This is a genomic window from Nocardia sp. XZ_19_369 (assembly GCF_015355715.1).
GTDB lineage: Bacteria > Actinomycetota > Actinomycetes > Mycobacteriales > Mycobacteriaceae > Nocardia.
The window spans coordinates 484,728-509,258 of the sequence record NZ_JACVED010000001.1; the positions used below are offsets into that span (position 1 = coordinate 484,728).

General features: G+C 69.0%; 24 protein-coding genes. 15 read left to right on the forward strand and 9 right to left on the reverse strand.

Annotated elements, in window-relative coordinates:
• The first annotated feature begins 99 nt into the window (after positions 1-99).
• A complete protein-coding gene (locus IBX18_RS02270) occupies positions 100-774 on the forward strand; it encodes a suppressor of fused domain protein (protein WP_194832098.1) in 675 nt (224 codons plus the stop codon).
• A gap of 203 nt (positions 775-977) precedes the next feature.
• Here the strand turns inward: IBX18_RS02270 and IBX18_RS02275 are convergent, their stop codons facing one another.
• From IBX18_RS02275 to IBX18_RS02300, 6 genes are all read right to left on the reverse strand, one after another.
• On the reverse strand, positions 978-1,706 hold the full coding sequence (locus IBX18_RS02275) for a Clp protease N-terminal domain-containing protein (RefSeq protein ID WP_194832099.1): 729 nt from the start codon (positions 1,704-1,706) through the stop codon (positions 978-980).
• A 91-nt stretch (positions 1,707-1,797) separates the two neighbouring features.
• Positions 1,798-2,886 (reverse strand): NAD(P)/FAD-dependent oxidoreductase, encoded by a 1,089-nt coding sequence (locus tag IBX18_RS02280; RefSeq protein ID WP_194832100.1) that lies wholly within the window; start codon positions 2,884-2,886, stop codon positions 1,798-1,800.
• Between the two features lie 98 nt (positions 2,887-2,984).
• Positions 2,985-3,875, reverse strand: a complete 891-nt coding sequence (locus tag IBX18_RS02285; protein ID WP_228540405.1) for an RNA polymerase sigma-70 factor — start codon at positions 3,873-3,875, stop codon at positions 2,985-2,987.
• 241 nt (positions 3,876-4,116) lie between these two features.
• A complete protein-coding gene (locus IBX18_RS02290; RefSeq protein WP_194832706.1) occupies positions 4,117-5,019 on the reverse strand; it encodes a phosphatidylcholine/phosphatidylserine synthase in 903 nt (300 codons plus the stop codon).
• A complete protein-coding gene (locus tag IBX18_RS02295; protein ID WP_107659699.1) occupies positions 5,019-5,750 on the reverse strand; it encodes a phosphatidylserine decarboxylase in 732 nt (243 codons plus the stop codon). The genes IBX18_RS02290 and IBX18_RS02295 overlap by 1 nt, the downstream gene beginning before the upstream one ends.
• 103 nt (positions 5,751-5,853) lie before the next feature.
• Positions 5,854-6,126: a GlsB/YeaQ/YmgE family stress response membrane protein gene (locus IBX18_RS02300; protein ID WP_194832102.1), complete on the reverse strand. Its 273-nt coding sequence runs from the start codon at positions 6,124-6,126 to the stop codon at positions 5,854-5,856.
• A gap of 263 nt (positions 6,127-6,389) precedes the next feature.
• Here IBX18_RS02300 and IBX18_RS02305 point away from each other — a divergent pair, with 263 nt between their 5' ends.
• Positions 6,390-7,427 (forward strand): beta-ketoacyl-ACP synthase III, encoded by a 1,038-nt coding sequence (locus IBX18_RS02305; RefSeq protein WP_194832103.1) that lies wholly within the window; start codon positions 6,390-6,392, stop codon positions 7,425-7,427.
• Positions 7,428-7,451: 24 nt separating this feature from the next.
• Here the strand turns inward: IBX18_RS02305 and IBX18_RS02310 are convergent, their stop codons facing one another.
• Positions 7,452-8,168: an SIMPL domain-containing protein gene (locus tag IBX18_RS02310; protein WP_373889157.1), complete on the reverse strand. Its 717-nt coding sequence runs from the start codon at positions 8,166-8,168 to the stop codon at positions 7,452-7,454.
• A gap of 50 nt (positions 8,169-8,218) precedes the next feature.
• Positions 8,219-8,674 carry an SRPBCC family protein gene (locus IBX18_RS02315; protein ID WP_194832104.1) on the reverse strand — a complete coding sequence of 152 codons (456 nt, stop codon included), beginning with the start codon at positions 8,672-8,674 and terminating at the stop codon, positions 8,219-8,221.
• Between the two features lie 205 nt (positions 8,675-8,879).
• Here IBX18_RS02315 and IBX18_RS02320 point away from each other — a divergent pair, with 205 nt between their 5' ends.
• The 13 genes from IBX18_RS02320 (at position 8,880) to mnhG (ending at position 23,156) form a co-directional block, all read left to right on the forward strand.
• Positions 8,880-9,044: a hypothetical protein gene (locus IBX18_RS02320; RefSeq protein ID WP_194832105.1), complete on the forward strand. Its 165-nt coding sequence runs from the start codon at positions 8,880-8,882 to the stop codon at positions 9,042-9,044.
• A gap of 73 nt (positions 9,045-9,117) precedes the next feature.
• Complete coding sequence (locus tag IBX18_RS02325; protein ID WP_194832106.1) at positions 9,118-10,785, forward strand: FAD-dependent oxidoreductase; 1,668 nt, start codon at positions 9,118-9,120, stop codon at positions 10,783-10,785.
• 15 nt (positions 10,786-10,800) lie between these two features.
• Positions 10,801-12,309 carry an ATP-binding protein gene (locus IBX18_RS02330; RefSeq protein ID WP_194832107.1) on the forward strand — a complete coding sequence of 503 codons (1,509 nt, stop codon included), beginning with the start codon at positions 10,801-10,803 and terminating at the stop codon, positions 12,307-12,309.
• Entirely contained in the window at positions 12,306-12,659 is a 354-nt protein-coding gene (locus IBX18_RS02335; protein ID WP_194832108.1) for a UBP-type zinc finger domain-containing protein, read from the forward strand. The genes IBX18_RS02330 and IBX18_RS02335 overlap by 4 nt, the downstream gene beginning before the upstream one ends.
• Before the next feature lie 73 nt (positions 12,660-12,732).
• Positions 12,733-13,155: a hypothetical protein gene (locus tag IBX18_RS02340; protein WP_194832109.1), complete on the forward strand. Its 423-nt coding sequence runs from the start codon at positions 12,733-12,735 to the stop codon at positions 13,153-13,155.
• 45 nt (positions 13,156-13,200) lie between these two features.
• Positions 13,201-15,501, forward strand: coding sequence for an AAA family ATPase (locus IBX18_RS02345; protein ID WP_194832110.1), 2,301 nt, complete (start codon positions 13,201-13,203; stop codon positions 15,499-15,501).
• Between the two features lie 112 nt (positions 15,502-15,613).
• Positions 15,614-16,918, forward strand: a complete 1,305-nt coding sequence (locus IBX18_RS02350; RefSeq protein WP_228540260.1) for a hypothetical protein — start codon at positions 15,614-15,616, stop codon at positions 16,916-16,918.
• A 112-nt stretch (positions 16,919-17,030) separates the two neighbouring features.
• Positions 17,031-19,964, forward strand: a complete 2,934-nt coding sequence (locus IBX18_RS02355; RefSeq protein WP_194832112.1) for a Na+/H+ antiporter subunit A — start codon at positions 17,031-17,033, stop codon at positions 19,962-19,964.
• Positions 19,961-20,344, forward strand: coding sequence for a Na(+)/H(+) antiporter subunit C (locus IBX18_RS02360; RefSeq protein WP_135233762.1), 384 nt, complete (start codon positions 19,961-19,963; stop codon positions 20,342-20,344). Before IBX18_RS02355 ends, IBX18_RS02360 begins: the two co-directional genes overlap by 4 nt.
• Complete coding sequence (locus IBX18_RS02365) at positions 20,341-21,954, forward strand: Na+/H+ antiporter subunit D (RefSeq protein ID WP_194832113.1); 1,614 nt, start codon at positions 20,341-20,343, stop codon at positions 21,952-21,954. Before IBX18_RS02360 ends, IBX18_RS02365 begins: the two co-directional genes overlap by 4 nt.
• On the forward strand, positions 21,951-22,499 hold the full coding sequence (locus IBX18_RS02370; RefSeq protein WP_228540261.1) for a Na+/H+ antiporter subunit E: 549 nt from the start codon (positions 21,951-21,953) through the stop codon (positions 22,497-22,499). The genes IBX18_RS02365 and IBX18_RS02370 overlap by 4 nt, the downstream gene beginning before the upstream one ends.
• Positions 22,496-22,756, forward strand: coding sequence for a monovalent cation/H+ antiporter complex subunit F (locus IBX18_RS02375; protein ID WP_107659713.1), 261 nt, complete (start codon positions 22,496-22,498; stop codon positions 22,754-22,756). Before IBX18_RS02370 ends, IBX18_RS02375 begins: the two co-directional genes overlap by 4 nt.
• Before the next feature lie 58 nt (positions 22,757-22,814).
• The gene (gene mnhG, locus IBX18_RS02380; protein WP_107659714.1) at positions 22,815-23,156 is read left to right on the forward strand and encodes a monovalent cation/H(+) antiporter subunit G; all 342 of its coding nucleotides are present in this window, start codon (positions 22,815-22,817) and stop codon (positions 23,154-23,156) included.
• Positions 23,157-23,182: 26 nt separating this feature from the next.
• On the opposite strand, the gene IBX18_RS02385 is transcribed toward mnhG, so the two are convergent.
• Positions 23,183-24,472: a DUF5933 domain-containing protein gene (locus IBX18_RS02385; protein WP_373889164.1), complete on the reverse strand. Its 1,290-nt coding sequence runs from the start codon at positions 24,470-24,472 to the stop codon at positions 23,183-23,185.
• Positions 24,473-24,531: the final 59 nt, after the last annotated feature.

Here is a 24,531-nt window from a genome sequence, read left to right on the forward strand (position 1 = left end):
GCTGCCCGCCAACAACATCCGACTCAGGCGACCACGTGCTCGAGACCGAGTCCGCGCACGGCCGCCGGCGACGGCGGCGGTTCCCCTTATGGTGGCGGGGTGAGTGAAGCACCCGGCTGGAATGCCATCGACGGCGCGCTGCGGCCGTTGTACGGCGATATCGAACCTTTCCATTGGGCCACCGATCACCGCTGGTCGCTCGGCGGTCCCGACCCGCTCGACGGGATCAGCGCGTACTCACGCACCGAGCCGGTACCGCACTGGCACTACATCAGTTACGGCATGACCGAGCTGTACGAGAAGGAGTGGGACAACCCCGAGGAGTCCGGCTGGGGGTTCGAGTTCACCTTCCGGCTGGTGCGCAAGCCCGCCGACACCGAGCCGCCGGTGTGGCCCGCGAACTTCCTGCAGAATCTCGCCCGCTATGTCTTCCAGTCCGGCAAGTGGTTCGAGCCCGGACACACCATCAAAGCGAACGGCCCGATCGCCGCCGACCGGCCGAACTCCGGCATCCGCGCCGTCGGCTTCACCGTCGACCCGGAGCTCGGCACCATCGAAACCCCGCACGGCAGCATGCGATTCCTGCAATTGGTCGGGCTGACGATGCCCGAGTACCGGGCCGCGCAGGGCGGTAAGACCTTGGAACTACTAGCGGAGCTGGCGCCGCACCTTCCCCTGTACGTCACCGATATCGAACGCGAGCCGTTGGTTGCCGAGCCGAAACCCCAAGCGCAGTGGCCTCGTTGGGGTGGCGGCCTGCGCGGGCGGGCGTAGAGCTCGGCAGTTTCAGGCGGCACGCATCAGGCGCGGGCGCTGTTCGTCCGGCTGCCGCCGTTGGCAGGCCGGCGTTCGCCGTGCGCGGGCAGCTCGCGCCTGCGCGGCCATGGCCGCACGAAATCCGTAGCGCGCGCGACGGATTCGTAGCCGGATGGACGTCAGGCGGTCGAGACCGGCCCCGGTCGACGCCCACCGCCGCCTCATTGCTTTTTGGGCATGTACGGGGCGAGCAGTTCGACGATGTGGGCCTCGGTCTTCATCTTGTCCATGCCGAGACCGGTGAGCAAACCTTCCCCGTTCTCCTGTTCGAGCAGCGCGAGCAGGATGTGTTCGGTGCCGATGTAGTTGTGGCCCAGGCGAAGTGCCTCACGGAAGGTCAGCTCGAGCGCCTTCTTGGCCTCCACGTCGAACGGGATGAGCGGCGGCACCTCACCCGTACCGGCGGGCATCGCGGCGGACACCGCTTCACCCACGGCCGACAGCGAAATACCGCTGGTGAGAATCTCTTTCGCGCCGATGCCTTCCGGCTCGGACAGCAGGCCGAGCACCAAGTGCGCGGTACTGATCTCCGAGTTGCCCGCGGCGCGCGCGGCTTCTTGTGCGGCAATGATGACCGCGCGGGCCCGTTCGGTGAACCTGGCGAAGCCCGCGTTGGGATCCATCAGGGCGTCTTGGCCCAGACCGCCGGGCCCTTTCGGTACGAAGCGCTTCTGCGCGGCCTGCTTGGTGACGCCCATGCTGGCGCCGATGTCGGTCCACGAGGCGCCGGCGCGGCGGGCCTGGTCGACGAAGTGGCCGATCAGGTGATCGGCCAGTTCGCCGAGGTGATTGCCGGTGACCACGGCGTCGGACAGTTGGTCGAGCACGTTGTCGGGGCGGGCTTTTTTGATGCCGTCGATCAGGTCGTCGAGGCGATATGGCTGCGTCATGCCGTCAACGATAGGTTGACGATTCGCTAGCGTCAACCTGACGTTGACGAAACCTGATCCGCTACCGGACGCCAGTGCCGTAGTCGCAGATTCAGGGACGGGCCGCCCATCCCGCACCACGAACGACCTGCTCTTTCACCCATGCCGCCGGCCGCCCGGTCAGCACGGTTCGCGCAGGCGAGTCGTCCGCGTGCAGCACCTGGATGAGCCCGTCCCGGCGGCCGAGGCTCAGACACTGGACGACGTACCGGAACCGCAGCTTCCCCGGTTCCGCGCCGCGAAGCCGAGCGGCAATCGCATCGGCCGCGTACTTTCCCGTGGGCAACGCGGTGGCACAGGCCATCCGCAGGCCGCGGCCGCCGGGTCCGGCGATCACGGCGCTGTCGCCAGCCGCGTAGACGTCCGGGTGCGAGATCGACCGCAGCGCAGCGTCAACCAGCACCCGCCCCGTCCCGTCGACCGAAAGGCTCGATCGCCGAGCCAGATCCGGCACGGCGAAACCCGCAGTCCACACGGTCGCGGCGGCCTCGATCAGCGAGCCGTCCGCCAGCCGCACCCCGGCCGCGGTCACCTCGAGCACCTTGGCATCGGAGCGGATCTCGACGCCGAGCCGCTCGAGCACACGGCGGATATGCTTCCGGGCCCGCGGCGACAACCACGCACCCGGCTCCTCCGGACTGAGCAGGAAAACGCGCGAATCAGCATGTGACTCAGCGAGTTCCGCAGCGAGCTCGATACCCGTGGCACCGGCGCCGACGACAAGAACAGTGCCGGAGGGGGCTTCGAAACGGCTCGCGTCCTCCGGCGTCGACACCGAGTGGGCATGCTCCGCGAGGCCGGGAACACTGGCCCGGTCCGCGACACTGCCCAGTGCGTAGACGAGGGTGTCGTAATCGAGAGCCGTTGCGCTGTCGAGCAATACCCGCTTACCCGCAGTGTCGATATCCGTCGCACGAGCGTGCACGAAGTGGATCTTCTTGTTGTCCAACAGTTCCCGCAGGCCCCACGTCGAAATCTGTTGCCCGGCGGCCTGCTGATGCAGCCGTACCCGTTCGACGAAGTCGGCGCGAGCGTCGACGACGGTGATCCGCGCCCCGCGCGCCTTGCTCGCGAGACGGCCCGCTGCCGCCAGTCCCGCGTACCCGGCGCCGAGGACGACGATCCGATGCTGTCCGGACATGAGGGGTCTCCTTTTCGTTAGGCCGACACCCTTCAGATCGGACAGCCCCGCCATTGCTGACAACTTTCGGACGTGAAGCACGTCACGCTGTCCTCGAATTACTGCGCAGCACCCGTGGACTTGGCGAAATAGGCCAGCTTCTCGGGGTTGACGACCAGCCGCAGCGTGGCGACCGCGCCGTCGACCAGCTCGATGCCGACGACGAGCATCGGCGCACCGTTCACCCTGGCCACCGCGGCGGGCGCACCGTTGACCTCCTCGATGAGCAGCTCCATGCCGGGCACCTCCCACCGCAACAGCCCGACCAGGTACCGCGCGACCTTGTTCGCACCGACGATCGGCCTGCGCGCCGCGTTGATCTGATCGCCGCCGTCCGCGATCGACACCACATCGGCGGTGAGCAACTGCTCCAGCGACTCGACGTCGCCGTTGCGCGCCGCCTTCAGGAACCGCTTGATCAGCTCGCCCGCGTACTCGGACGGCACATCGAAGCGGGCCCGGCCCGCGCGCACCCGCAGCCCGGCCCGCCGGTAGATCTGCTGCGAATTGCCCTCGGTGATGGTGAGCATGTCGGCGATCTCGCGATGCGCGTAACCGAACGCCTCGCGCAGCACGAACACCGCTCGCTCGACCGGGGTCAATCGCTCCAGCGCGGTGAGCAGCGCGAAGGAAACCAGCTCGCGCTCTTCGACGGTCTCCAGCGGACCGAGCTCGCCGCGCTCGGTGGCCACCGGCTCGGGCAGCCACGGCCCGACATAGGTCTCCCGGCGGGCCCGCGCCGAAATCAGCCAGGCCCGGCATTGATTCACCAGCACGGTGGTCAGCCACGCCTCGGCGGAACGGATTCGGCTGCGGTCGGCCGCGTCCCAGCGCAGATAGGTCTCCTGCACGGCGTCTTCGGCTTCACCGGCGGACCCGAGCATCCGGTAGGCGAGTGCGAACAGGCGGGGGCGATGCGTCATGAACACGCCCAACCCGTCCGGCTCCATCGCTACCCTCTTTCGCGCCCGCCCGCCGGGTATGACCGTACCGCCCGCCCGCGTGGACAGCCGCATGTGTTCGGCCACCGCCGAATCCGCGATGCCGAGCAGCCGCTTCAGGCCGAACCCGGCGACGCCGAAGCCGCCGACACCCCAGCCACTGAAACCGAAGCCACCTATCGCCAGCGTGCCCATACCGCAAGAGCATTCCTGGGCGGGCTTTCCAAGACCTTAAGAAAAGCCAGCAGGCTCAGCGGGGCAGGTCGTTGCCTTCGCGCTGCTTGCCACCCGGCCTGCGTAACCGCAGGCGAGCGGTGGAGCCGCGGATCGCCGGGCGGCGGATCACCGGTCGCCGCTGGGCCCGGCGTTGCGCGCGCCGCTCGGCGGGCTTGTGCGTCCAGGTTTCCGGGCGGGCGGCGACCCAGCGCTGCGAGTGCCAGGCGAACGGAATGTGGCACAGGTACAGCGCGACCAGGATCAGCAGCAGCACGATCGGGTAGGTGACCAGCAGTGCTGCGGCCAGCGCGACGAGCACGAGCAGCCCGGCGGCGGCCTGCGGCGCCACCGACACCGACTTCATGGCCAGTGTCGGAATGGTGCTGACGCACAACGCCGCGGCACCGATGGTCCACGCCGAGACCGCGTAGAAGCCGACCCACCAGCCGTCACCGAACACCTCGAACAGCGCGATCGGCACCATGGCGATGAGCGCGCCCGCCGGGGCGGGTACGCCGACAAAGTACTCGCGCGACCACTCCGGGCGGGTGTCGTCGTCCAGCAGGGTGTTGAACCTGGCCAGCCGCAGCACCATGCTCACCGCGAACAGCAGCGCGACGATCCAGCCCGCGGTCTCGCTGTGCAGCAGCGACACATAGAGCACCAGCGCGGGCGCGACACCGAAGGAGATGGCGTCGGACAGCGAATCCAGCTCCGCGCCGATCGCGGTGGTGGCGTCCAGCATTCGGGCCAGCCGACCGTCCAACGTGTCCAGCACGGCCGCGGCGCCGATCATCGCCAGCGCGATGTCGAGCCGGTTGTCCAGCCCGAACTTCACCGCGGACAACCCGGAGCACAGCGCCAGAATGGTCACCACGCTCGGCAACAGCCGGATCGGGCGGCGCCGCCGTCGCTGAGTCGGAGCAGCCGCCTCCATCATGAAGCGGCGGGCGTCGACCCGAGGACCGCGAGGACGGTCTCGCCGCCGATGGTGCGCTGCCCCGGCTCGACCAGCAGCTGCGTGCCGGCCGGGAAGTAGGTGTCCACCCGGGAGCCGAAGCGGATCAACCCGTAGGTGTCGCCGATGGTCAGCACGTCGCCGACCTGGGCGTCACACACGATGCGACGGGCGAGCAGGCCGGCGATCTGCACCACGACCACCTGGTGCCCGGACGGGGTGTCGAGCACCATGGTGTTGCGCTCGTTCACCGCGCTGGCCTCGGGCAGATCCGCCGAACGGAACTGACCCGGCTGATGCAGCACCGTGCGCACCACACCGGACACCGGAGTGCGCTGCACGTGCACGTCGAGCACGGAAAGGAAGATGCTCACCCGGGGCACGGGCTGGTCGCCGAGGCCCAATTCCGCAGGCGGAGCGGCGGTGTCGACGAGGGCGATCTCGCCGTCGGCGGGCGCGACAACCGCGCCGGGCCGGTTAGGCGGCACCCGATTCGGGTGCCGGAAAAAGGTTGCGCACGCGGCCGCGGCGAACAGACCCGTCCGGCGCACCCACTTTCGCTTGCCGCCGAGGACAGCGACCGCGAGGGGTGCGGCGACGAACGGAAGCCCGGCGGGGTGCAGCGGGGGGATCGCATTGCGAACCAAATCGGCGACGTGGCCGACTCCGGTGCGTTCAGGCGTGCCGGGCGGCGTGGGACGGCGGGCCACAGGCTCCTCTTTCGTGCTAGATGCAGTCGGATTACGCCCTCCACGATAGGACCGGCGCAAGCGTTCACACCTTACGGGAAAGGAGCCTGTGGCACCGGTGCCGTCAGCTTCGGACTCGGCGTCCCATCACGAGACCGACCAGGAACAGCAGCACCACCGCGCCACCGAGGCAGGTGAAGAAGCTGAACCAGAGGCCGGCGCCTTCGACGTCGACACCGAACAACCTCAGTAGGAAACCACCGAGTAGGCCACCGACGATGCCTACGACAATGTTCAACAGGATGCCCTGCTGGGCATCGGTCTTCATGATCTTGCTGGCAATCCACCCGGCAAGACCGCCGATGATGATCCACCCGATAATCCCGAGACCGAGCATGGTGTCCTCGCAATCCGCGTTCTACCGTCCATGCGTACCTGGAACGGTTCACACATAGTTGGGGCATGCCGACAGGAGCAATCAGCATGCTAATCGCGGTATACCCGGGGTTTGTGAGAATACGCACGGCGAAACGCCGGATCTCCGGCTAATATGAGGGGGCCTCATGTCTACGGCTCCGTAGGTGGCGGTTGATGAGGGATCCATTTTCGATGCTTCGGGGACAACCCGGCGGCGGTGCCGCAGGTACATAGGAGACGCACATGGCTGCTCGAATCGCCCAGACCACCGGGGCAGAGCACACGGCGATCCTCGGGCTCGGCGTATACCGCCCGGTCCGAGTCGTCACCAACGACGAGGTGGCGGGGCCGATCAACTCGAGCGACGAGTGGATCCAGACCAGGTCCGGGATCAAGACCCGGCGCTTCGCCGGAGAATCCGAAACCGTCCAGAGCATGAGCGTCGCCGCCGCCAAGGGCGCGCTCGAGTCGTCCGGGATCGCGGTCGATCAGGTCGACTGCGTGATCGTCGCGACGTCGACCCATCTGCTGCTCACCCCGGCCGCCGCACCGCGGATCGCGACGGAACTCGGCATGAACGGCTCGGCCGCCTTCGACGTCTCCGCGGGCTGCGCCGGCTTCTGCCACGCGCTCGCACTCGCCTCGGACCTGGTCCGCGGCGGCACCGCAGGCCACGTGCTGGTGATCGGCGTGGAGAAGCTGACCGACACCATCAACCCGACCGACCGCTCCACCGCGTTCCTGTTCGCCGACGGCGCGGGCGCGGTGATCGTCGGCCCGTCCGACGAGCCGGGCATCGGCCCGACGGTGTGGGGCTCGGACGGCACCCAGCACCACGCGATCCGCCAGGACAAGGACTGGGTCGAGTTCTTCCGCGAGATCGAGGAGAAGGGCACCGACGCGGTGCGCCCCTACCTGGCGATGGAGGGCACGGCCGTATTCCGGTGGGCCGCACACTCGCTGGAGAAGGTCTGCCGCGACGCCATCGACCGGGCCGGGCTGTCCACCGACGACCTGAACGCGATGATCCCGCACCAGGCCAACGGCCGGATCATCGAGATCATGGCGCGGGTGCTGAAGCTGCCGGAGAACTGCGCACTGGCCAACGACATCGAGGAGACCGGCAACACCTCGGCCGCGTCCATCCCGCTGGCCATGGAGGCGATGCTGCGCAAGGGCGAGTCCAAGCCCGACGATACCGCGCTGCTCATCGCGTTCGGCGCGGGACTTTCCTACGCCGCGCAGGTAGTGACGCTGCCCAAGTTCGCCATCACGGTGTAGTCAGCCCCGCGCCCCTGCGCGAAATCAACGCAGCCCCCAGGTGACCTTCACCGTGAAGGTCACCGTTTGCGTGCCCGGTTCCAGCGGAACCGATTGCGGCGCAGCGTCTTGCGCCGACATCTTGCTCGCGCTGTCGTCGTCGTGGCTGCTCGCCTCGGTAATGGTGTCGACCTCGGTCAACGTCACCCCGGCGAGCACCGCGTACTGCTCGGCGCGCGCCTTCGCGTCGGCGAACGCCCGGGCCCGCGCGTCGGCCAGCAGCTGAGAATTGTCGTCGATGGCGAAAGACACCGAGCGCAGCCTGGTTTCGTTGCCGCCCGCTTTGATCGCGCTGTCCAGCACGCCGGAGGCCTTGGTCAGATCCCGCACCACGACGCGGACCGAGTTGGTGGCGCGGTAGCCGATGACGGTGTCGCCGCCGGTCGGTCCGCCCGAGTACTGGGGCTGGATCGAGACGTCGGTGGTGCGCACGTCTTCTCGAGTAGCGCCCGCGCCGACGACGGCGTCGGTCATCGCCTTGGCTTTGTCGTTGGCGCGGGCGATGGCCGCCGAGACGTTCTCGGCGGTCACCTCGACGCCGAGGTCGGCGTTCAGGATGTCCGGTGCGCCGCGCACCTGGCCGCTGCCGACGACGGTGACGTGCCGTTCGGGTCCCGTGTCCTCGGTGCCGCAGCCCGTCATCAGCACGGTGCCGATTGCCATCGCGGCACCGGCCGCGGCCCAGCGCGTCATTCGTCGCATACTCGGCAACTTACGCACCGAACGTGCTGTGCCGAGCGCGAACACGCCGACTAAGCGGTGGCCTCGGCGGCCTTCTTGATCTTGTCGAGCGTCTCGTGCATGCCACGGACCAGCTCTTCCTCGAACGGCGCCTCGCCGCCGAGCGCGGCGTTGATCGACTTGCGGGAGAACCAGGTGGTGCCGTTGGGGAAGTCGCGGCGCTCGACCAGCCGGGTGCCCGACTCGGTCGGCTCCAGCGTGTAGCTCCAGATCGCGCGGTTCTCGTTGATCTTGAAGGCGAACGCTTGGTTCGCCTCGTACCGCACGATGCGCGCGGTGGTCGGCCAATATTTCTTGCCGTCGGTGTTGAGGTTGAGCACCCAGGTGCCCGCCTTGGGCTTGCCGAGCGGCAGCATCCGCACGCACTGCGGGCTGAACTCCGGCATCCGCTTCAGATCCGAGACCACCGCCCACACCCGATCCGGCGGCGCGGCGATATCTATGGCGACTTCGAGGTTCTTCGGCAACGCTGCCTCCGGGATCCATGCGAACGAACCGACAGGGAGTCCGGTCGAGCGCGCTTGATGGGTAGTACACATTTTAATCGGGAAGACAGTTGGGTCACATTCAGCATGTTGTCCGCTGATCTTGGTAATGGCCAGCGCACAATGCCGGATAGAAGAAGCAAAGACACTGCCTCCAGCTTTCCCGCCAAAAGTGAGGTGATCGGCCGTGAACCTGCGCTCCCTCTTACATCGCCGGCATGCGAACAATGTTCCGCTGCTACCCGCCATCGAACCCGACGGCGGTCCACCCGCCCGCGACTTGTCCGCCGAGACCCTCGAGCGACTGCTCACTCCCACCGAACTCGACCTGATGCGCCACCACAAATTGTGACGCAGACCCGCCCGGTTGTCCGCCGGCAGTGAAAGCCGACGACACGGTTTGTATCGAGGTTCATACTCGTTAGGTGACTTCACCCGCTGCCACGAAACCGGCCATCTTGAGCGTCGATGACGATCCTGGGGTTTCCCGAGCGGTCGTGCGCGACCTGCGGCGCCGCTACGGTGCCGACTACCGGATTCTGCGCGCGGAATCGGGCGCCCAGGCCCTCGACGCGCTGCGTGAGATGAAACTGCGCGGCCAGCCGGTCGCCGTCTTGATCGCCGACTACCGGATGCCAGGCATGGACGGCATCGAATTCCTCGAGCAGGCGATGGACCTGCACCCCTACGCGCGCCGGGTGCTGCTGACCGCCTACGCCGACACCAACGCCGCGATCGACGCGATCAACGTGATCGACCTGGACCACTACCTGCTCAAGCCGTGGGACCCGCCGGAGGAGAAGCTGTACCCGGTGCTGGACGGCCTGCTCGACGCCTGGCGCAGCAGCGAGCACCGGCCGATCACCGAGACCAAGGTGGTCGGCAACCGCTGGTCACCGCGCTCCTCGGAGGTGCGCGAGTTCCTGGCCCGTAATCAACTGCCCTACCGCTGGTACCTGGCCGACGAGCCGGAGGGCGCGCGGCTGCTGGAGGCGGCGGGCGCCGATCCCGAGCGCTGTCCGGTGGTGATCACCGCAGCGGGCGAGGCGTTGGTGCAGCCGTCGGACAGCCTGCTCGCGGAGAACGTCGGGCTCACCGTCAACGCGACCGGCGACTTCTACGACCTGATCGTGGTCGGCGGCGGGCCCGCAGGGCTGGGCGCCGCGGTGTACGGCGCCTCCGAGGGGCTGCGCACGGTGCTGGTCGAGCGCACCGCGACCGGCGGGCAGGCCGGGCAGAGCTCGCGCATCGAGAACTACCTCGGTTTTCCGGACGGGGTGTCCGGCGGCCAGCTGGCCGATCGGGCGCGGCGGCAGGCCGCCAAGTTCGGCGCGGAGGTGATCACCACCCGCGAGGTGGTCGGGCTCGAGGTGAACGGGTCCGCGCGCACGGTGCGGTTCGCCGACGGCGGCAGGCTCTGCGCGCACACGGTGATCATCGCGACGGGAGTCGACTACCGCCGCCATCCGGCCCGCGGCGTGGACGACTTCACCGGGCGCGGTGTGTATTACGGCTCCGCGATGACCGAGGCCTCGGAGTGCGCCGACCGCGATGTCTACATCGTCGGCGGCGCGAACTCCGCGGGGCAGGCGGCGGTGTTCCTGTCACGCAACGCGAAAACGGTCCACCTGGTCGTGCGGTCCGGCTCGCTGGACAACTCGATGTCGCACTACCTGGTCCAGCAGATCGCCCAGATACCGAACATCCAGGTGCACACCGACACCGAGGTGACCGCCGCCGACGGCGACGACCACCTGCAGCAGATCGTGTTGCGCAACAACGTGTCCGGCGTCGAGGAGAAGGCCGAGGCGGAGCGGCTGTTCCTGTTCATCGGCGCCGCACCGCAAACCGACTGGCTCGACGGCGTGGTCAAGCGCGACGAGGCGGGCTACGTGCTGGCCGGTCCCGATCTGCTGGTCGACGGCGCGCGACCGGCCGGCTGGGAATTGCCGCGGCCGCCGCATCATCTGGAGACGAACGTGCCCGGCGTCTTCGTGGCGGGTGACGTGCACGCCGACTCGGCCAAGCGCGTCGCCTCGGCGGTCGGTGAGGGTGCGATGGCCGTCATGCTCGTGCACCGGTACCTCGCGTAAACAGGAGGCTGGCAAGTGAATTCGAATGAGACGGCAGGGCGCAGCAGCCGATTGGTCTGCGACCCAGCGGAATTGCGCACCCTGTTCCTGTTCGAGAAGCTCGACGACGCACAGCTGGACCGGCTGTGCCGGGAAGGGCGGATCGAAACCATCGAGCCCGGCGTGGTTTTCCACGAGGGCGAGCCGGCCACCTGCTTCTATGTGCTGATGGACGGCGAGATCGTGCTGACCAAGCTGTCCGGCGGTACCGAGATCGAGCTGGTCCGCACCCAGCACCACGGCGCCTACTCGGGCGCCTGGATGGCCTACATCGGCGACAAGGTCGACCAGACCTACAACGGCACGATGAAGGTGACGCGCCCGTCCCGGTTCTTCGTGCTCGACGCCTCGACCTTCGCCGCCATGATGCACGAGTGGTTCCCGATGGCGGTGCACCTGCTGGAGGGCGCCTTCTTCGGCAACCGGAATGCCAACGCGCGCGTCGGCCAGCGGGAGCGGCTGCTCGCCCTCGGCTCGCTGTCCGCGGGGCTCACGCACGAGCTGAACAATCCTGCCGCGGCGGCGGCGCGCGCGACGTCCGGTCTGCGCGAACGGGTCGCCGGTATGCGGCACAAGCTGGCCATGATGGCCGACGGCAAGTTCGATACCGCGTCGCTCGGCGCGCTCGTGCGGCTACAGGAGGAGGCGGCGGCCCAGGTGGCCAAGGCGCCGGAGCTGACGCCGATGGAGGCCGCCGACCGCGAAGACGTGCTCGGCGAGTGGCTGGAGGATCACGGCATCAGCGACGGCTGGAACCTCGCGCCGAACTTCGTGCAGGCCGGTTTCGACGTCGACTGGCTCGAACGGGTGTCGGCAACCCTGGAGGGCTGCACCGAGCAGGTACTCCAGGGCGCGATCCGCTGGCTCAACTACACCATCGAGACCGAGCTGCTGATGAACGAGATCGCCGACTCGACGACGCGCATCTCGTCGCTGGTCAACGCGGCCAAGCAGTACTCCCAGATGGATCGGGCGCCGTTCCAGGTGGTGGACATCCACGACCTGCTCGACAGCACCCTGGTGATGCTCAGCCGCAAGATCGGTGACGGGGTCGAGGTGGTCAAGGATTACGACCGAGCGCTGCCGGAAGTGCCTTGCTACGCAGCGGAATTGAATCAGGTGTGGACCAACCTGATCGACAACGCGGTGTACGCGATGAACGGCCAGGGCACGCTCACCATCCGCACCAGGCACGAAAACGACTGTGCCGTCATCGAAATCGCCGACTCCGGCCCCGGTATTCCGGAGGAGGTGCGCAGCCGGATCTTCGAGCCGTTCTTCACCACCAAGCCGATGGGCGAGGGCACCGGGCTCGGCCTGGACATCTCGTTCCGGATCGTGGTGAACAAGCACGACGGCGACATCCAGGTCGACTCCGAACCGGGCAACACCCGATTCACCGTCTGGCTGCCGCTGCACCGCACGCCGGACGAGCCGGCGGCGGAGAATGCCGAACCCGAATCCACCGTAGGAGGTCAACGATGACGCAGGAGTTCGAGGGCATCGATACGGCGGTGCCGCCCACCGGTACCGGTTGTGTGGAATGCGAAGCGTCGCAGGGGTGGTGGGTGCATCTGCGCCGCTGTGCCCAGTGCGGGCACGTCGGCTGCTGTGACAGCTCGCCGGACCAGCACGCCGGCCAGCACGCGAAAGACACCGGCCACCCGTTCGTGCAGAGCTTCGAGCCGGGCGAGGACTGGTACTGGAACTTCCGAACCGAGGAGATGTACGGCGACGGACCGGAACTCACTCCGCCGCACAGTCACCCCGCCGATCAGGGGGTGCCCGGCCCGCGCGAGCGGGTCCCCGCGGACTGGCAAGCACACATCCACTGAGCCGCGCCGACCCGGTACGCTGCACCGAACGCGCCGGACGTTCCGGCACACGATCCACCGGGGAAAGCACGGTATGAAGCGAACTTCCGCCATCGTCCTGGCCATCGGGACGGTGGCTTTGCTGCTGGCAGGCTGCGGCCGGTCCGCGGACGATTCCAGCGATGCGAACAAGGGCTCGGCCACGAGTACGGCCTCGGCCGCGCGGTCATCGTCCCCGGCCGCCGCGCCGAGCGCCCCCGGCAGCGCGCCGACCGCCGGGCAGCCGGGCACCCCCGCGTCCACCGAGCCGTCGCAGACCAGCTGCGCCGAGTTCAAGAAGCTGGACAACGACGCGCAGAAGGCGCTGATCGAGAAGATCGTCGCCGAGCACCCGGACAGCACGTTCGCGGGCAGCCCGAACGTCGCGCTCGGCACGGCGAAGCTGGTCTGCCTGTCCGGCAGCGTCGCCGAGACGCCGGTCGCGGTGGCCGCCGGGATCGTGCCCAAGAACAAGTAGCACCGGCCCGGCCCCCACCGCGGCGCGGCGCGGCAGAATGGCACAGTGGCAGAACTGGCGCTCACCGCTCGATTGAATCCCTCCGCTGCCGACGCACGCCGCGGCGTGGTGCGGCTGCATCCGGAGGCGCTCACCGCACTCGGGTTGCGTGAGTGGGACGGCATCGCGCTGGTCGGCGCGCGCCGCACCGCCGCGGTGGTCGGCGTCGCACCGTCCGGTACCCCGGCCGGGGTTGCGCTGCTCGACGACGTGACGCTGTCCAATGCGGGCTTGCGCGAGGACGCGACGGTGGTGGTCGCGCCGGTCACCGTGTACGGCGCCAAGCAGATCTCGGTGAGCGGCTCGGTGCACGCCACCCGCACCATCCCGGCGGCGACGCTGCGCCAGGCGCTGCTCGGCAAGGTGGTGACAGTCGGCGACACGGTCTCGCTGCTCCCCCGCGATCTGAGCCCGGAGATCAGCTCCGCCGCGGCCTCGCAGGCCCTCTCGCGCACCTTCGGCATCGCCTGGACCACCGAACTGCTCACCGTCACCGCCACCGATCCGCGCGGACCGGTCAGCGTGCAGCCGAACACCGCGGTCGTCTGGGGCGCGGGCGTGGTGGCGGCCAGGGACGCGGCCGACCGAGCGCTCGCCGGTGCGCCGATTCCGCCGGGCGAGGCCTCGCGCGGCGCGACCGAGGCGGCGGCCTTCGACGGCGCGGCGGTCGCGCACGGTGCGGCGAACGGCCGGAGCGCGGCCACCCGGCACACCGATCCACTGATCACCGTCAAGGATCTGGCGGGTGCGCACAGCCAGGCGACCAAGCTCGCCGAGTGGCTCAGCCTCGCCCTCGACGAACCCGAGCTGCTCAAAACCCTCGGTGCCACACCACATCTCGGCATCCTGATCACCGGCCCGGCCGGCGTCGGCAAGGCCACGCTGGCCCGCGCGGTCACCGCACCGCGCCGCATCGTCGAGCTGGACGGCCCCACCATCGGAGCCGCGGAGAGCGGCACCCGGCTGCGCGAGGTGGCCGAGGCGGTGGCCGACGTCTGCTCCGGACAGGGCGGCATCCTGCTGATCACCGATATCGACGCCCTGCTGCCCGCGCAGGCCGAGCCGGTCGCCACGCTCATCCTGGATCAGCTGCGTGGCGCGGTCGCCGAGCCGTGCGTCGCCTTTCTGGCGACCACGGCGCACCCGGCCGGGATCGACCCCCGGCTGCGCGCGCCCGACCTCTGCGACCGGGAATTGGCGCTCGCATTACCCACCGCCACGGTACGCAAGTCGCTGCTGGAACAGTTGCTGCGCCGGGTGCCGACGACGGAATTGAAGCTCGATGAAATCGCCGCCCGCACACCTGGATTCGTGGTCTCCGACCTGGCCGCGGTGTGTCGGGAGGCCGCGCTGCGCGCCGCCTCGCGGGCCAGCAAGGAGCACACCGATCCGCAACTGACCCAGGAGGATCTGCTCGGTGCGCTGAAAGTCATTCGGCCACTGTCGCGTTCGGGCATGGACGAGCCCGCCATCGGCAGCCTCGGCCTGGACGAGGTCGGCGACATGGTGGAGACCAAGCAGGCGCTGACCGAGACGGTGTTGTGGCCGCTGCGCCATCCGGATTCGTTCGCGCGCCTCGGCATCGATCCGCCGCGCGGGGTGCTGCTCTACGGTCCGCCGGGGTGCGGCAAGACCTTCCTGGTGCGCGCGCTGGCGAGCACCGGCCAGCTCAGCGTGCACACGGTGAAGGGCGCCGAGTTGATGGACAAGTGGGTCGGCTCCTCCGAGCGCGCGGTGCGCGAATTATTCCAGCGCGCACGCGATTCCGCGCCCTCGCTGATCTTCCTCGACGAGGTCGACGCGCTGGCGCCGCGGCGCGGCCAGAGCGGTGATTCCGGCGTGGGCGACCGGGTGGTCGCCGCCTTGCTCACCGAACTCGACGGGGTGGAACCGCTGCGCGATGTGGTGGTGCTCGGCGCGACCAACCGGCCGGAGCTGATCGACCCGGCGCTGCTGCGACCAGGGCGGCTGGAGCGGCTGGTGTTCGTGCCGCCGCCGGACAGCGCGGCGCGGCTGGAGATCCTGCGGACCGCGGGGCGCTCGGTGCCGCTGGCCGCGGATGTCGACCTCGCCGCCCTCGCCCGCAAGCTCGACGGCTACTCCGCGGCGGACTGCGTCGCGCTGCTGCGCGAGGCCGCTTTGACGGCGATGCGCCGTGATCTCGACGCCGCGGACGTCACCGCGGCGGACGTGGCGGCGGCGCGCACGGTCGTCCGGCCCTCGCTGGACGCGCTCCAGGTGGAATCGCTGCGCCGCTACGCGGAGACGCGCGGCCAGCCGACGGGCAGCGAGGGCCGGTACCTGTAAGTCGGCAATCTCGCCGTAAACGCACCTTCCTGGCATTTCACCCATTTCGACATGCGTCAGCGAAGTGTGGGCAATCACTGATTCGCCGGTCGTGCGCAGGTATGTTCGGCCTGTGCGGCGGATGGGCAGTGCGTTCGACGTGGTCACGGTGTTCTTCGGCGCCGCGGTCGCGGGTGTGACGCTGTTCCTGCCGGTCACCTTCGCCTCGATCCGGGAGACCACGCCCTATCAGCTGGCGAACCTGTGGAACAGCGTGCCGCGCGGCGCAGCCATCGGGGTGATCGTCGCGGTCGCCGTCGCGGTGGTCGTCGGCACCACCGCCCGCCCGGCGACCGCATGGGTGGTCGCCCTGGTCGGCACCGTGGCGCAGCTGATCAATCACATTGCCGGGCACAATGCCGCCTCGGCCGACATGCTGACCACCCAGAACTACATCGACGCGGTGTGCGCGGGGTTCGTGCTCGGCGGGCTCGGTGTCGCGGCGCTGCGCAAGCCGGTGCTCGCCGCGGCGTTCGCGCTCGGCGGTGTCGGGTTCTTCGTGTTCAGCGACCTCGCGGATTTCCTCGATATCGATGACGATCCGTTCGATGTGCTGGAGTCGCCGCCCAGCTGGCTGATCGTGCTGGTGCTGGCCCTGTTGATCGTCAGCGCCCTGCGCAATCGGTCCAGGATCGGCGAGCCCGAGTCGCTGCGGCTGTCGATCGAACTACCGGTGGCGCCGATCCTCGCGGCGATGGTGCTGGCCCTGGTGATCCTCGCGGTCACCGAATGGCTGCAACGGCAGTACATCACCGCGCCCGCCATCAATCATGCGGTCGATATCGGGTTCACCGCCGCCGCCACCGTGTGCGCCGCGACCGCGGCGGCCATGCTGCTGCCCGGCCGCGACGGGTACGGCGTCTATCTCGCGGTCAGTCTCACCGCGACCGCCGACGCCTTCGGTTACGCCCATCGGCCCGGCTGGAGTGTCTGGATCCTGCTCGCGCTGGCCACCGTCGGCCTGCTCGCGGGTGCCCGCATGCCCTCGGCGCCCGTGGCCGTCATCCTGCTCGCCGGGCTCGCCGTCTTCGCCATCCTCGTGCCGCCGGAATCGAACTGGATTCTGTTCTCGGTGGGCAGCGTGGTGCTCGCACTGACCGCGGGCTATTGCTGCGCCACCGCTCGGCCACGGCATGCCCCGAGCGGCGTGCTGGCGATTGCCGCCTTGTATCTACCGACCGTCATCTCCGTGCTGCCCGACGACAGCAAGAGCTGGCAGTCGCCCGACGGCGCGGCACACGACTCGACACCCGGGCGGGCCGCGCTGGCCATCGTGCTCGGCAGCGCGGTCGGCCTCGCCGTGCTGCACCGCTTCCGGCCGCGCGGCCGCCCGCAATCGACCGGCCCCGCAGCGGACGCGGCGTTAGCGGATATATAGCCCCGCCGCTCTCCTATAGCCGACGCCATACCCGGCGAGTACGCGGAAATCCCCAGGCTCCACGTAGGATTGTCCTGCACCACCCCGCCGCCCCTACCCGACGGAGTGTAGTTTGCTCGCAATCCTGCTCGCCCTCGCCGCAGCCGCGCTCGTGGCGCCGCTGTGGGTAAGGGCACTGGGGCGCAACGCTTTCTACGTGCTCGCGTTGGTCCCGCTGGGCGGCCTGATCTGGGTGATCGCGAATTGGGGTAGCACACAGCGGGTTCGGCTGGAGTGGGCGCCGAGCATCGAGATGAACATCGATCTGCGGTTCGACTCGCTCGCCGCGATCATGTCGGCACTGGTGCTCGGCATCGGTGCGCTGATCCTTTGCTACTGCGCCAGATACTTCGAGGACGACGAGCCGCGCCTGGGGGTGTTCGCGGCCGAGATGGTCGGCTTCGCCGGCGCCATGTTCGGCCTGGTGACCAGTGACAACATGCTGTTGCTGTTCGTTTTCTGGGAACTGACCACGGTGCTGTCGTTCCTGCTCGTCGGCCACAATGCCGAGCAGGCGAACAGCAGGCGCGCCGCCATCCAGGCGCTGCTGGTGACCGCCGCGGGCGGGCTGGCGATGCTGGTCGGCCTGATCATCCTCGGCGAGGCGAACAACAGTTATCTGCTCTCCGATCTGCTGGCGCGGGCGCAGCCGCCGAACGGACTCGCGGTGAACGTCGCGGTGGTGCTGATCTTGATCGGCGCGCTGAGCAAGTCCGCCGTGGTGCCGCTGCACTTCTGGCTGCCCGGCGCGATGGCGGCGCCGACACCGGTCAGCGCCTATCTGCACGCCGCGGCCATGGTGAAAGCCGGTGTGTACCTGGTGGCGCGGCTGGCGCCGGTGTTCGCGGAGAACCCCGTCTGGCATCCACTGGTGCTCACCCTCGGCGTGCTGTCGATGCTGCTCGCCGGGTTGCGGTCGCTCGAGGTGGTCGATCTGAAGCTGGTGCTGGCCTTCGGCACGGTGAGCCAGCTGGGCTTCCTGATCGTGCTGGTCGGCCTCGGCACCCCGGACGCGGCGCTGGCCGGGGTCGCGATGATCGTCGCGCACGCGTTGTTCAAGGCGTGCCTGTTCATGGTGGTCGGGATCATCGATCACGGGGCGGGCACCCGGGATCTGCGCAGACTGTCCGGGCTCGGCCGGCGCGCTCCGGTGCTGTGCGGGATCGCGATTCTCGCGTCGTTGAGCATGGCCGGGATTCCGCCGCTGGTCGGATTCGTCGGCAAGGAGAGCGCGCTAGGCGCGATCCTCGAGGCGGACACACTCGCTGCGCCCGCTCGGGTGGCGCTGGCGGCCGGCGTGGTGCTCGGATCGATGTTGACCGTCGGCTACAGCATTCGCTTCGTCTGGGGCGCCTTCGCGGACAAGCCGCATGTCGCGCGGCCGACCGCGCACGGGGCGCACCGCGTTCGCCGCGTCGCCGATTACGCGACCGAAAGTGCCGGGCCGACTGCGGGTTCCGGTGACACGGACGGGCACGTGCGCGAAGACGGCGGCTGGCACGCGCCGGGCGCGCTGTTCCTGGCCGCGCCCGCGATCCTCGCGGTGGCGAGCCTGGTCGCCGGACTCGGGGCGCCGTGGACCGATCGGCTGCTCAGCCCCTACGCGGGAACGTTTTCCGAGGAACTACTGTCCTATCTCTCGCTGTGGCACGGCTTTACCGTCCCGCTGGCACTCACCGTCCTGGTGATCGCGGGCGGCATCGCCCTGTTCCAGCTGCGTGATCGGCTTCGCGATCCCACCCGGCCGCGGCTCGGCAATGCCGACCGGGCCTACGACGCGGCCCTGCGCGGCATGGACCAGCTGTCGCTGCGGATGACCGGCGCGGTGCAGCGCGGGTCGCTGCCGCTGAGCCAGGCGACCATCCTCGGCACGCTGATCATCCTGCCGTCGGTGCTGCTCGCCCTCGGCACCCGCACCGGAGTCGAACTGCGCCTGTGGGATTCGCCGTTGCAGGCGGTGCTCGGCGGCATCATGGTCGCGATGGCGCTGGGCGCGACGGTGCTGCGCAACCGGCTGGCCAGCGTCCTGGTCGTCGGGGTCACCGGCTACGGCTGCGGCGTGATCTTCGCGCTGCACGGCGCACCCGATCTGGCGCTGACCCAGTTCCTGGTCGAGACACTGACGCTGGTGATTTTCGTGCTGGTGCTGCGGGCGTTCCCGGCGGAGATCGAGGCGGGCCGGGCCACCCCGTTCAAGGCGCGCAGGGCGGTGCTGGCCGCACTGGTCGGCGCGGCCGTCACGGTGCTGGGCGCTTTCGCCGTCGCCGCTCGCACGGCCGAGCCGATCTGGCACCGAATCCCGGACGCCGCATACCAATTCGGTGGCGGCAAGAACGCCGTCAACGTGCTGCTCGTCGATATCCGCGCCTGGGACACCCTCGGCGAGATCTCGGTGCTGGTGGTCGCCGCGACCGGCGTCGCCTCGCTGGTGTTCCGCAGCCGCCGCTTCGGCAGCGCGCCGCGCGCGGCCGATTCCCCGCACTACGACCCGGATCTGGTGAGCTGGCTGCCCGCCGGACGGCTGGTCGATCGGGCGGACCGCTCGATGGTCATGCAGATCACCACCCGGCTGGTGTTCCCGACCATCATGGTGCTGTCGGTGTACTTCTTCTTCTCCGGCCACAACGCGCCGGGCGGCGGTTTCGCGGGCGGGCTCACCGCCGGGCTCGCGCTGACGCTGCGCTACCTCGCCGGCGGCCGCTACGAACTCGGCGAGGCGCTGCCGGTCGACGCGGGCCACCTGCTCGGCGCGGGACTGACCCTGGCCGCCGGAACCGCCGTCACCTCACTGTTTTTCGGCGCACCGCCGCTGTCCTCGGCGATCTTCGAGGTGACGCTGCCGGTGCTCGGCCACATCAAACTGGTGACCGCGCTGTTCTTCGATCTGGGCGTGTATCTGATCGTCGTCGGCTTGGTGCTCGACGTGCTGCGCAGCCTCGGCGCCCGGCTGGACAGCGAGCTCGCCTCGAACGAAACCACCTCCGTGTCAGGAGGTTCGGCGCGATGACCGCGAATCTGACGCTGTTGATCGTGATCGGGATCCTGGTCGCCTGCGGGGTATATCTGATCCTCGAGCGCGCGGTCTCGAAGATGCTGCTCGGCATGATCCTGTTCGGCAACGCGGTGAACCTGTTGATCATCACCCTCGGCGGCCCGGACGGCCGGGCGCCGATCCAGGGCCAGACCGACACCACCCATCGCGACACCGCCGACCCGCTCGCCCAAGCCATGGTGCTCACCGCCATCGTGATCACCATGGGCCTGGCGGCTTTCGTGCTCGCGCTCGCCTACCGCTCCTTCACCATCACCACCACCGACGATGTCGAGAACGACCAGGAAGACATCGACGTCGCCCGCAGGCGCGAGCGAGAGGACCCGGAAGATTGAGCCTCTCCCCCGGACTGCTGCCGACCCTCATGCCGCTCCCCGTGCTGGTGCCGCTGCTCGCCGCGGCGGGCACCCTGGTCTTCGGGCGCAGGCCACGGACCCAGCGCACGCTCATGCTCGGTGCGCTGAGCGCCGTGGTCGTCATCTGCGCGCTGCTGCTGTATCTGGCCGACCGCGACGGCACCACCGCGCTGCAGGTCGGCGGCTGGGAGACCCCCATCGGCATCACCCTGGTGGTGGACCGGCTGTCCGCGGCGATGCTGCTCGTCTCGTCCATCGTGCTGCTCGCCGTCGCGATCTACGGTTCGGGGCAGAACATCCGCGACGGCGACGAGCGGCAGCCCACCTCGATCTACCGGCCCACCTATCTGGTGCTGACCGGCGGTGTTTCGGCCGCGTTCCTGGCCGGTGACCTGTTCAACCTGTTCGTCGGCTTCGAGATCCTGCTCGCCGCGTCGTTCGTGCTGCTCACCGTCGGCGGCACCGAGGAGCGCATTCGCGCGGGTGTGTCCTATGTGATGGTCTCGATGCTGGCGTCGCTGATCTTCCTGACCGGCATCGGCATGACCTACGCGGCCACCGGCACGTTGAACCTGGCCCAGCTGGCGCAGCGGATCGGCGCGGTGCCCGAGGGCACCCGCACCGCCATCTACGCGGTGCTGCTGGTGGCGTTCGGCATCAAGGCCGCGGTGTTCCCGCTGTCGAACTGGCTGCCCGACTCCTACCCCACCGCGCCCGCGCCGGTGACCGCGGTGTTCGCCGGCCTGCTCACCAAAGTCGGTGTGTACGCGATCATCCGGACGCACTCACTGCTGTTTCCCGGCGGTGAGTTCGATTCGATCCTGCTGGTGTGCGGGTTGCTCACCATGCTGGTCGGCATCTTCGGCGCGATCGCGCAGAGCGACATCCGGCGACTGCTGTCGTTCACCCTGGTCAGTCACATCGGGTACATGATCTTCGGCGTCGGGCTGGCCAGCACCGCCGGACTGGCCGGCGCGGTTTTCTATGTGGCGCACCACATTCTGGTGCAGACGGCGCTGTTCCTGGTGGTCGGGCTGATCGAGCGGCAGGCGGGCTCGACCTCGCTGCGCAGGCTGGGCGGGCTGGCCTCGGCGAGTCCACTGCTGGCCGTGCTGTTCTTGATTCCCGCACTGAATCTCGGTGGCATACCGCCGTTCTCGGGCTTCATCGGCAAGGCCACGCTGTTGCAGGCGGGCGTGCAGGATGGCAGCGTGCTGGCCTGGACACTGGTCGCGGGCTCGGTGCTCACCAGCCTGCTCACGCTGTACGCCGTCGCGCGGGTGTGGAGCAAGGCGTTCTGGCGACCGCGGGTGGAGGCGCCGGAGGGCCACCTCACCGCCGCGAAAACGCCGTCGCTGATCGAGGATTCGACCGACGTGCACTACGACGATCGCCCGCGCCCGGGCCGGATGCCACTGTTGATGGTCGGATCGACGGCGGCGCTGGTGGTGATCGGGCTGAGCCTGACGGTGCTCGCCGGCCCGATCCTCGGCATCGCCGACCGGGCAGCCGCGGATCTGCGTGATCCCGGCGTGTACATCACCGCGGTGCTGGGCAACGGGGCGGACGGGTCGGGGGCGAGCCGATGAGCGGGGTGAGCCGCGAGATCGTCGTCCGCATCAGCGTATTGAGCTGGCTCACCGTCGTCTGGATCGCGCTGTGGGGCGATCTCAGCATCGCCAACCTGCTGGCCGGGCTCGCGGTGGGTGCGCTGATCATGGTCGCGCTGCCGCTGCCGAGGGTGCCGGTCAACGGGCGGCTGCACCCGCTGTCGCTGGTCGAATTGGCCGTGGTGGCAACGTATTACGCGATCGAGTCCAGCCTGCAGGTGGCATGGTTCGCGATCCGGCCCGCGCCGCCGCCGGTCTCCGGCGTACTGCGCGTCTACCTGAGCACCAAGTCCGACCTGGTGCTCGTGCTGTGCACGGACCTGCTGAACCTGATCCCGGGCACCATGGTGCTGGAGATCGATCGGCGCCGCTGCGTGGTCTACGTGCACGTGCTGGATGTGAGCAGTGATGCGGCGGTGGACAAGTTCTATCGGACCACCCGGCGCCTGGAGAAATTGCTCATCGACTCGTTCGAGCGCCACTCCGAATGGCGTTCCAGCAAGGTGCCGGAGGCGGAACTGTGACCGTTGTCGCCATCATCGCCGGCGTGCTGCTGACGGCCGCCGCCGTGATCACCAGCTATCGCATTCTGGCCGGACCGAGCACCCTGGACCGGATCGTCGGCATCGACTCGCTGATGGCGATCGCCGCGTCCGGGCTGGCCGTCTGGGCGGCCTACAGCCAGGACACCACCATCATCCCGGCGATCATCGCGCTGGCCCTGGTCGGCTTCCTCGGCTCGGCCGCGGTCACCCGCTTCCGGGTCAAGGACGAACAGTGACACCCCGACGGAGACCAATGATGCTGAGACAACGGGTATCTCGGGACGGCGGCCACCGATGACCGTGTGGCAGTGGATCTCCGCCGTGCTGATCCTGTTCGGCGCCACCCTGGCGCTGACCGCGTCCATCGCGATCGTGCGCTTCCCCGACACCCTGACCCGCATGCACGCCGCCACCAAACCTCAGGTGGTCGGCCTTATCCTGGTGTTGGAAGGCGCGGCGATCGAGCTGGTCGGTCACGGCAATGTCTGGGCCTTGGTGCTGGTCGGGCTGTTCACCCTGATCACCGCCCCGGTGGTGGCCCACCTCATCGGGCGCACCGCTTACCGGGAACAGCGCCACCGCGACGGCCTGCTCACCGTCAATGAACTCGGCGACACCATCGACTCGGTCGACTGAATACCGCCTGGTCGACTGAGTTCGGCTCAGCGCGCGGCGGTCTCGACTTCGCGTTGCGAGGCCGCGGTCTGCCGCAGCCCCGCGAACCAGGTGGCGTGGAAGCCCGCGGCCATGCCCGCGAGCAGCGCGAGCACGACCGTGCCTGCCAGCACCGGGTATTCGGCCATCGGCACCGACAGGTAGCGGTAGGACAGCAGCAGCACGGCGAGCACCACGGTGCCGCCCGCGACGAGCCGGATGCGGAACCAGCCCCAGCCGCGTTCCGGATCGCGCAGCGCCGACTCGACCGTCAGGCACAGCACCGCGCCCGCGACCAGATCGACGCCGTAGTGGTAGCCGAAGCCGAGGGTGGCGACCACCGTGGCCAGCAACCAGAACGCACCACCCCAGCGCACCAGGCTGGGCGCGGGGCCGCCGTCGGTGTCGCGGCGGGTGTGCAGGAAGACCGACAGCGCCCACGCCGTGTGCATGGACGGCATGCAGTTACGCGGCGTCACCGAGTCGAACGGCATCGGCATCGGATTGCGGTCCAGCGGCGGCACCACGCCCGGCCAATAGTTGCCCAGTTGCAGCCCGTTCCCGTCCGCGCCGAACGCGAACATCGGCCCGACCACCGGGAAGATCACATAGACGATCGGGCCGACCAGCCCGAGCACCAGGAACGTGCGCACCAGATAGTGCGTCGGCCAGCGACCACTGGACACCACCCGGCGCAGCTGCCATACCGCGACCGCGATCGCCGCGACCGGCAGCTCGATGTACACCCAGTGCAGCACCTCGTAGACGACCGGCCCGAGCACGTCGAGCACCCGCCCCATCACCCAGGACGGGTCGCCCAGCGCGTGGTCGGCGAGCAGCACGTATTCGTCGAGCACCGCCGGCCTGCTCAGGATCGTGACGTGCAACCACACGTCGCCGACCTTGGTGGCGAGGATGAGCAGCGCGCCCAGCGCGGCGGCGTGCAGCGCGCTGCGCCGCTCGGTCCCGTCCCAGCGCAGCCACGCGAATATCGCCAGCCCGGTGAGCACGATGACGGGTCCGTTGCCGATCGCGAACGACGCACCGGTCAGCAGCCGGACGCCCGCCCACACCGCGTCGATGGCCACGGCCGCGCTCAGCGCGATGATCCGATGCCGCGTCGAAATGCCGACCAGCGCAAGGATCAAGCCCGCCCACGGCACCGACATCGATTTGGGGGTACCGACGTAGTCCTGCCACAGACTCCCGAGCGGACCCTGGAACCCTTCGCGTACCGCCACGATCTGCAGCGCGATCAACAGCACCGGCACCGCGGCAACGCCCGCCGCGACCCACACCCGGGTCGGCGGCACACGCAACCGAGGAGCGGCGCTTCCTACTCTGGGTCCCGGGTCTT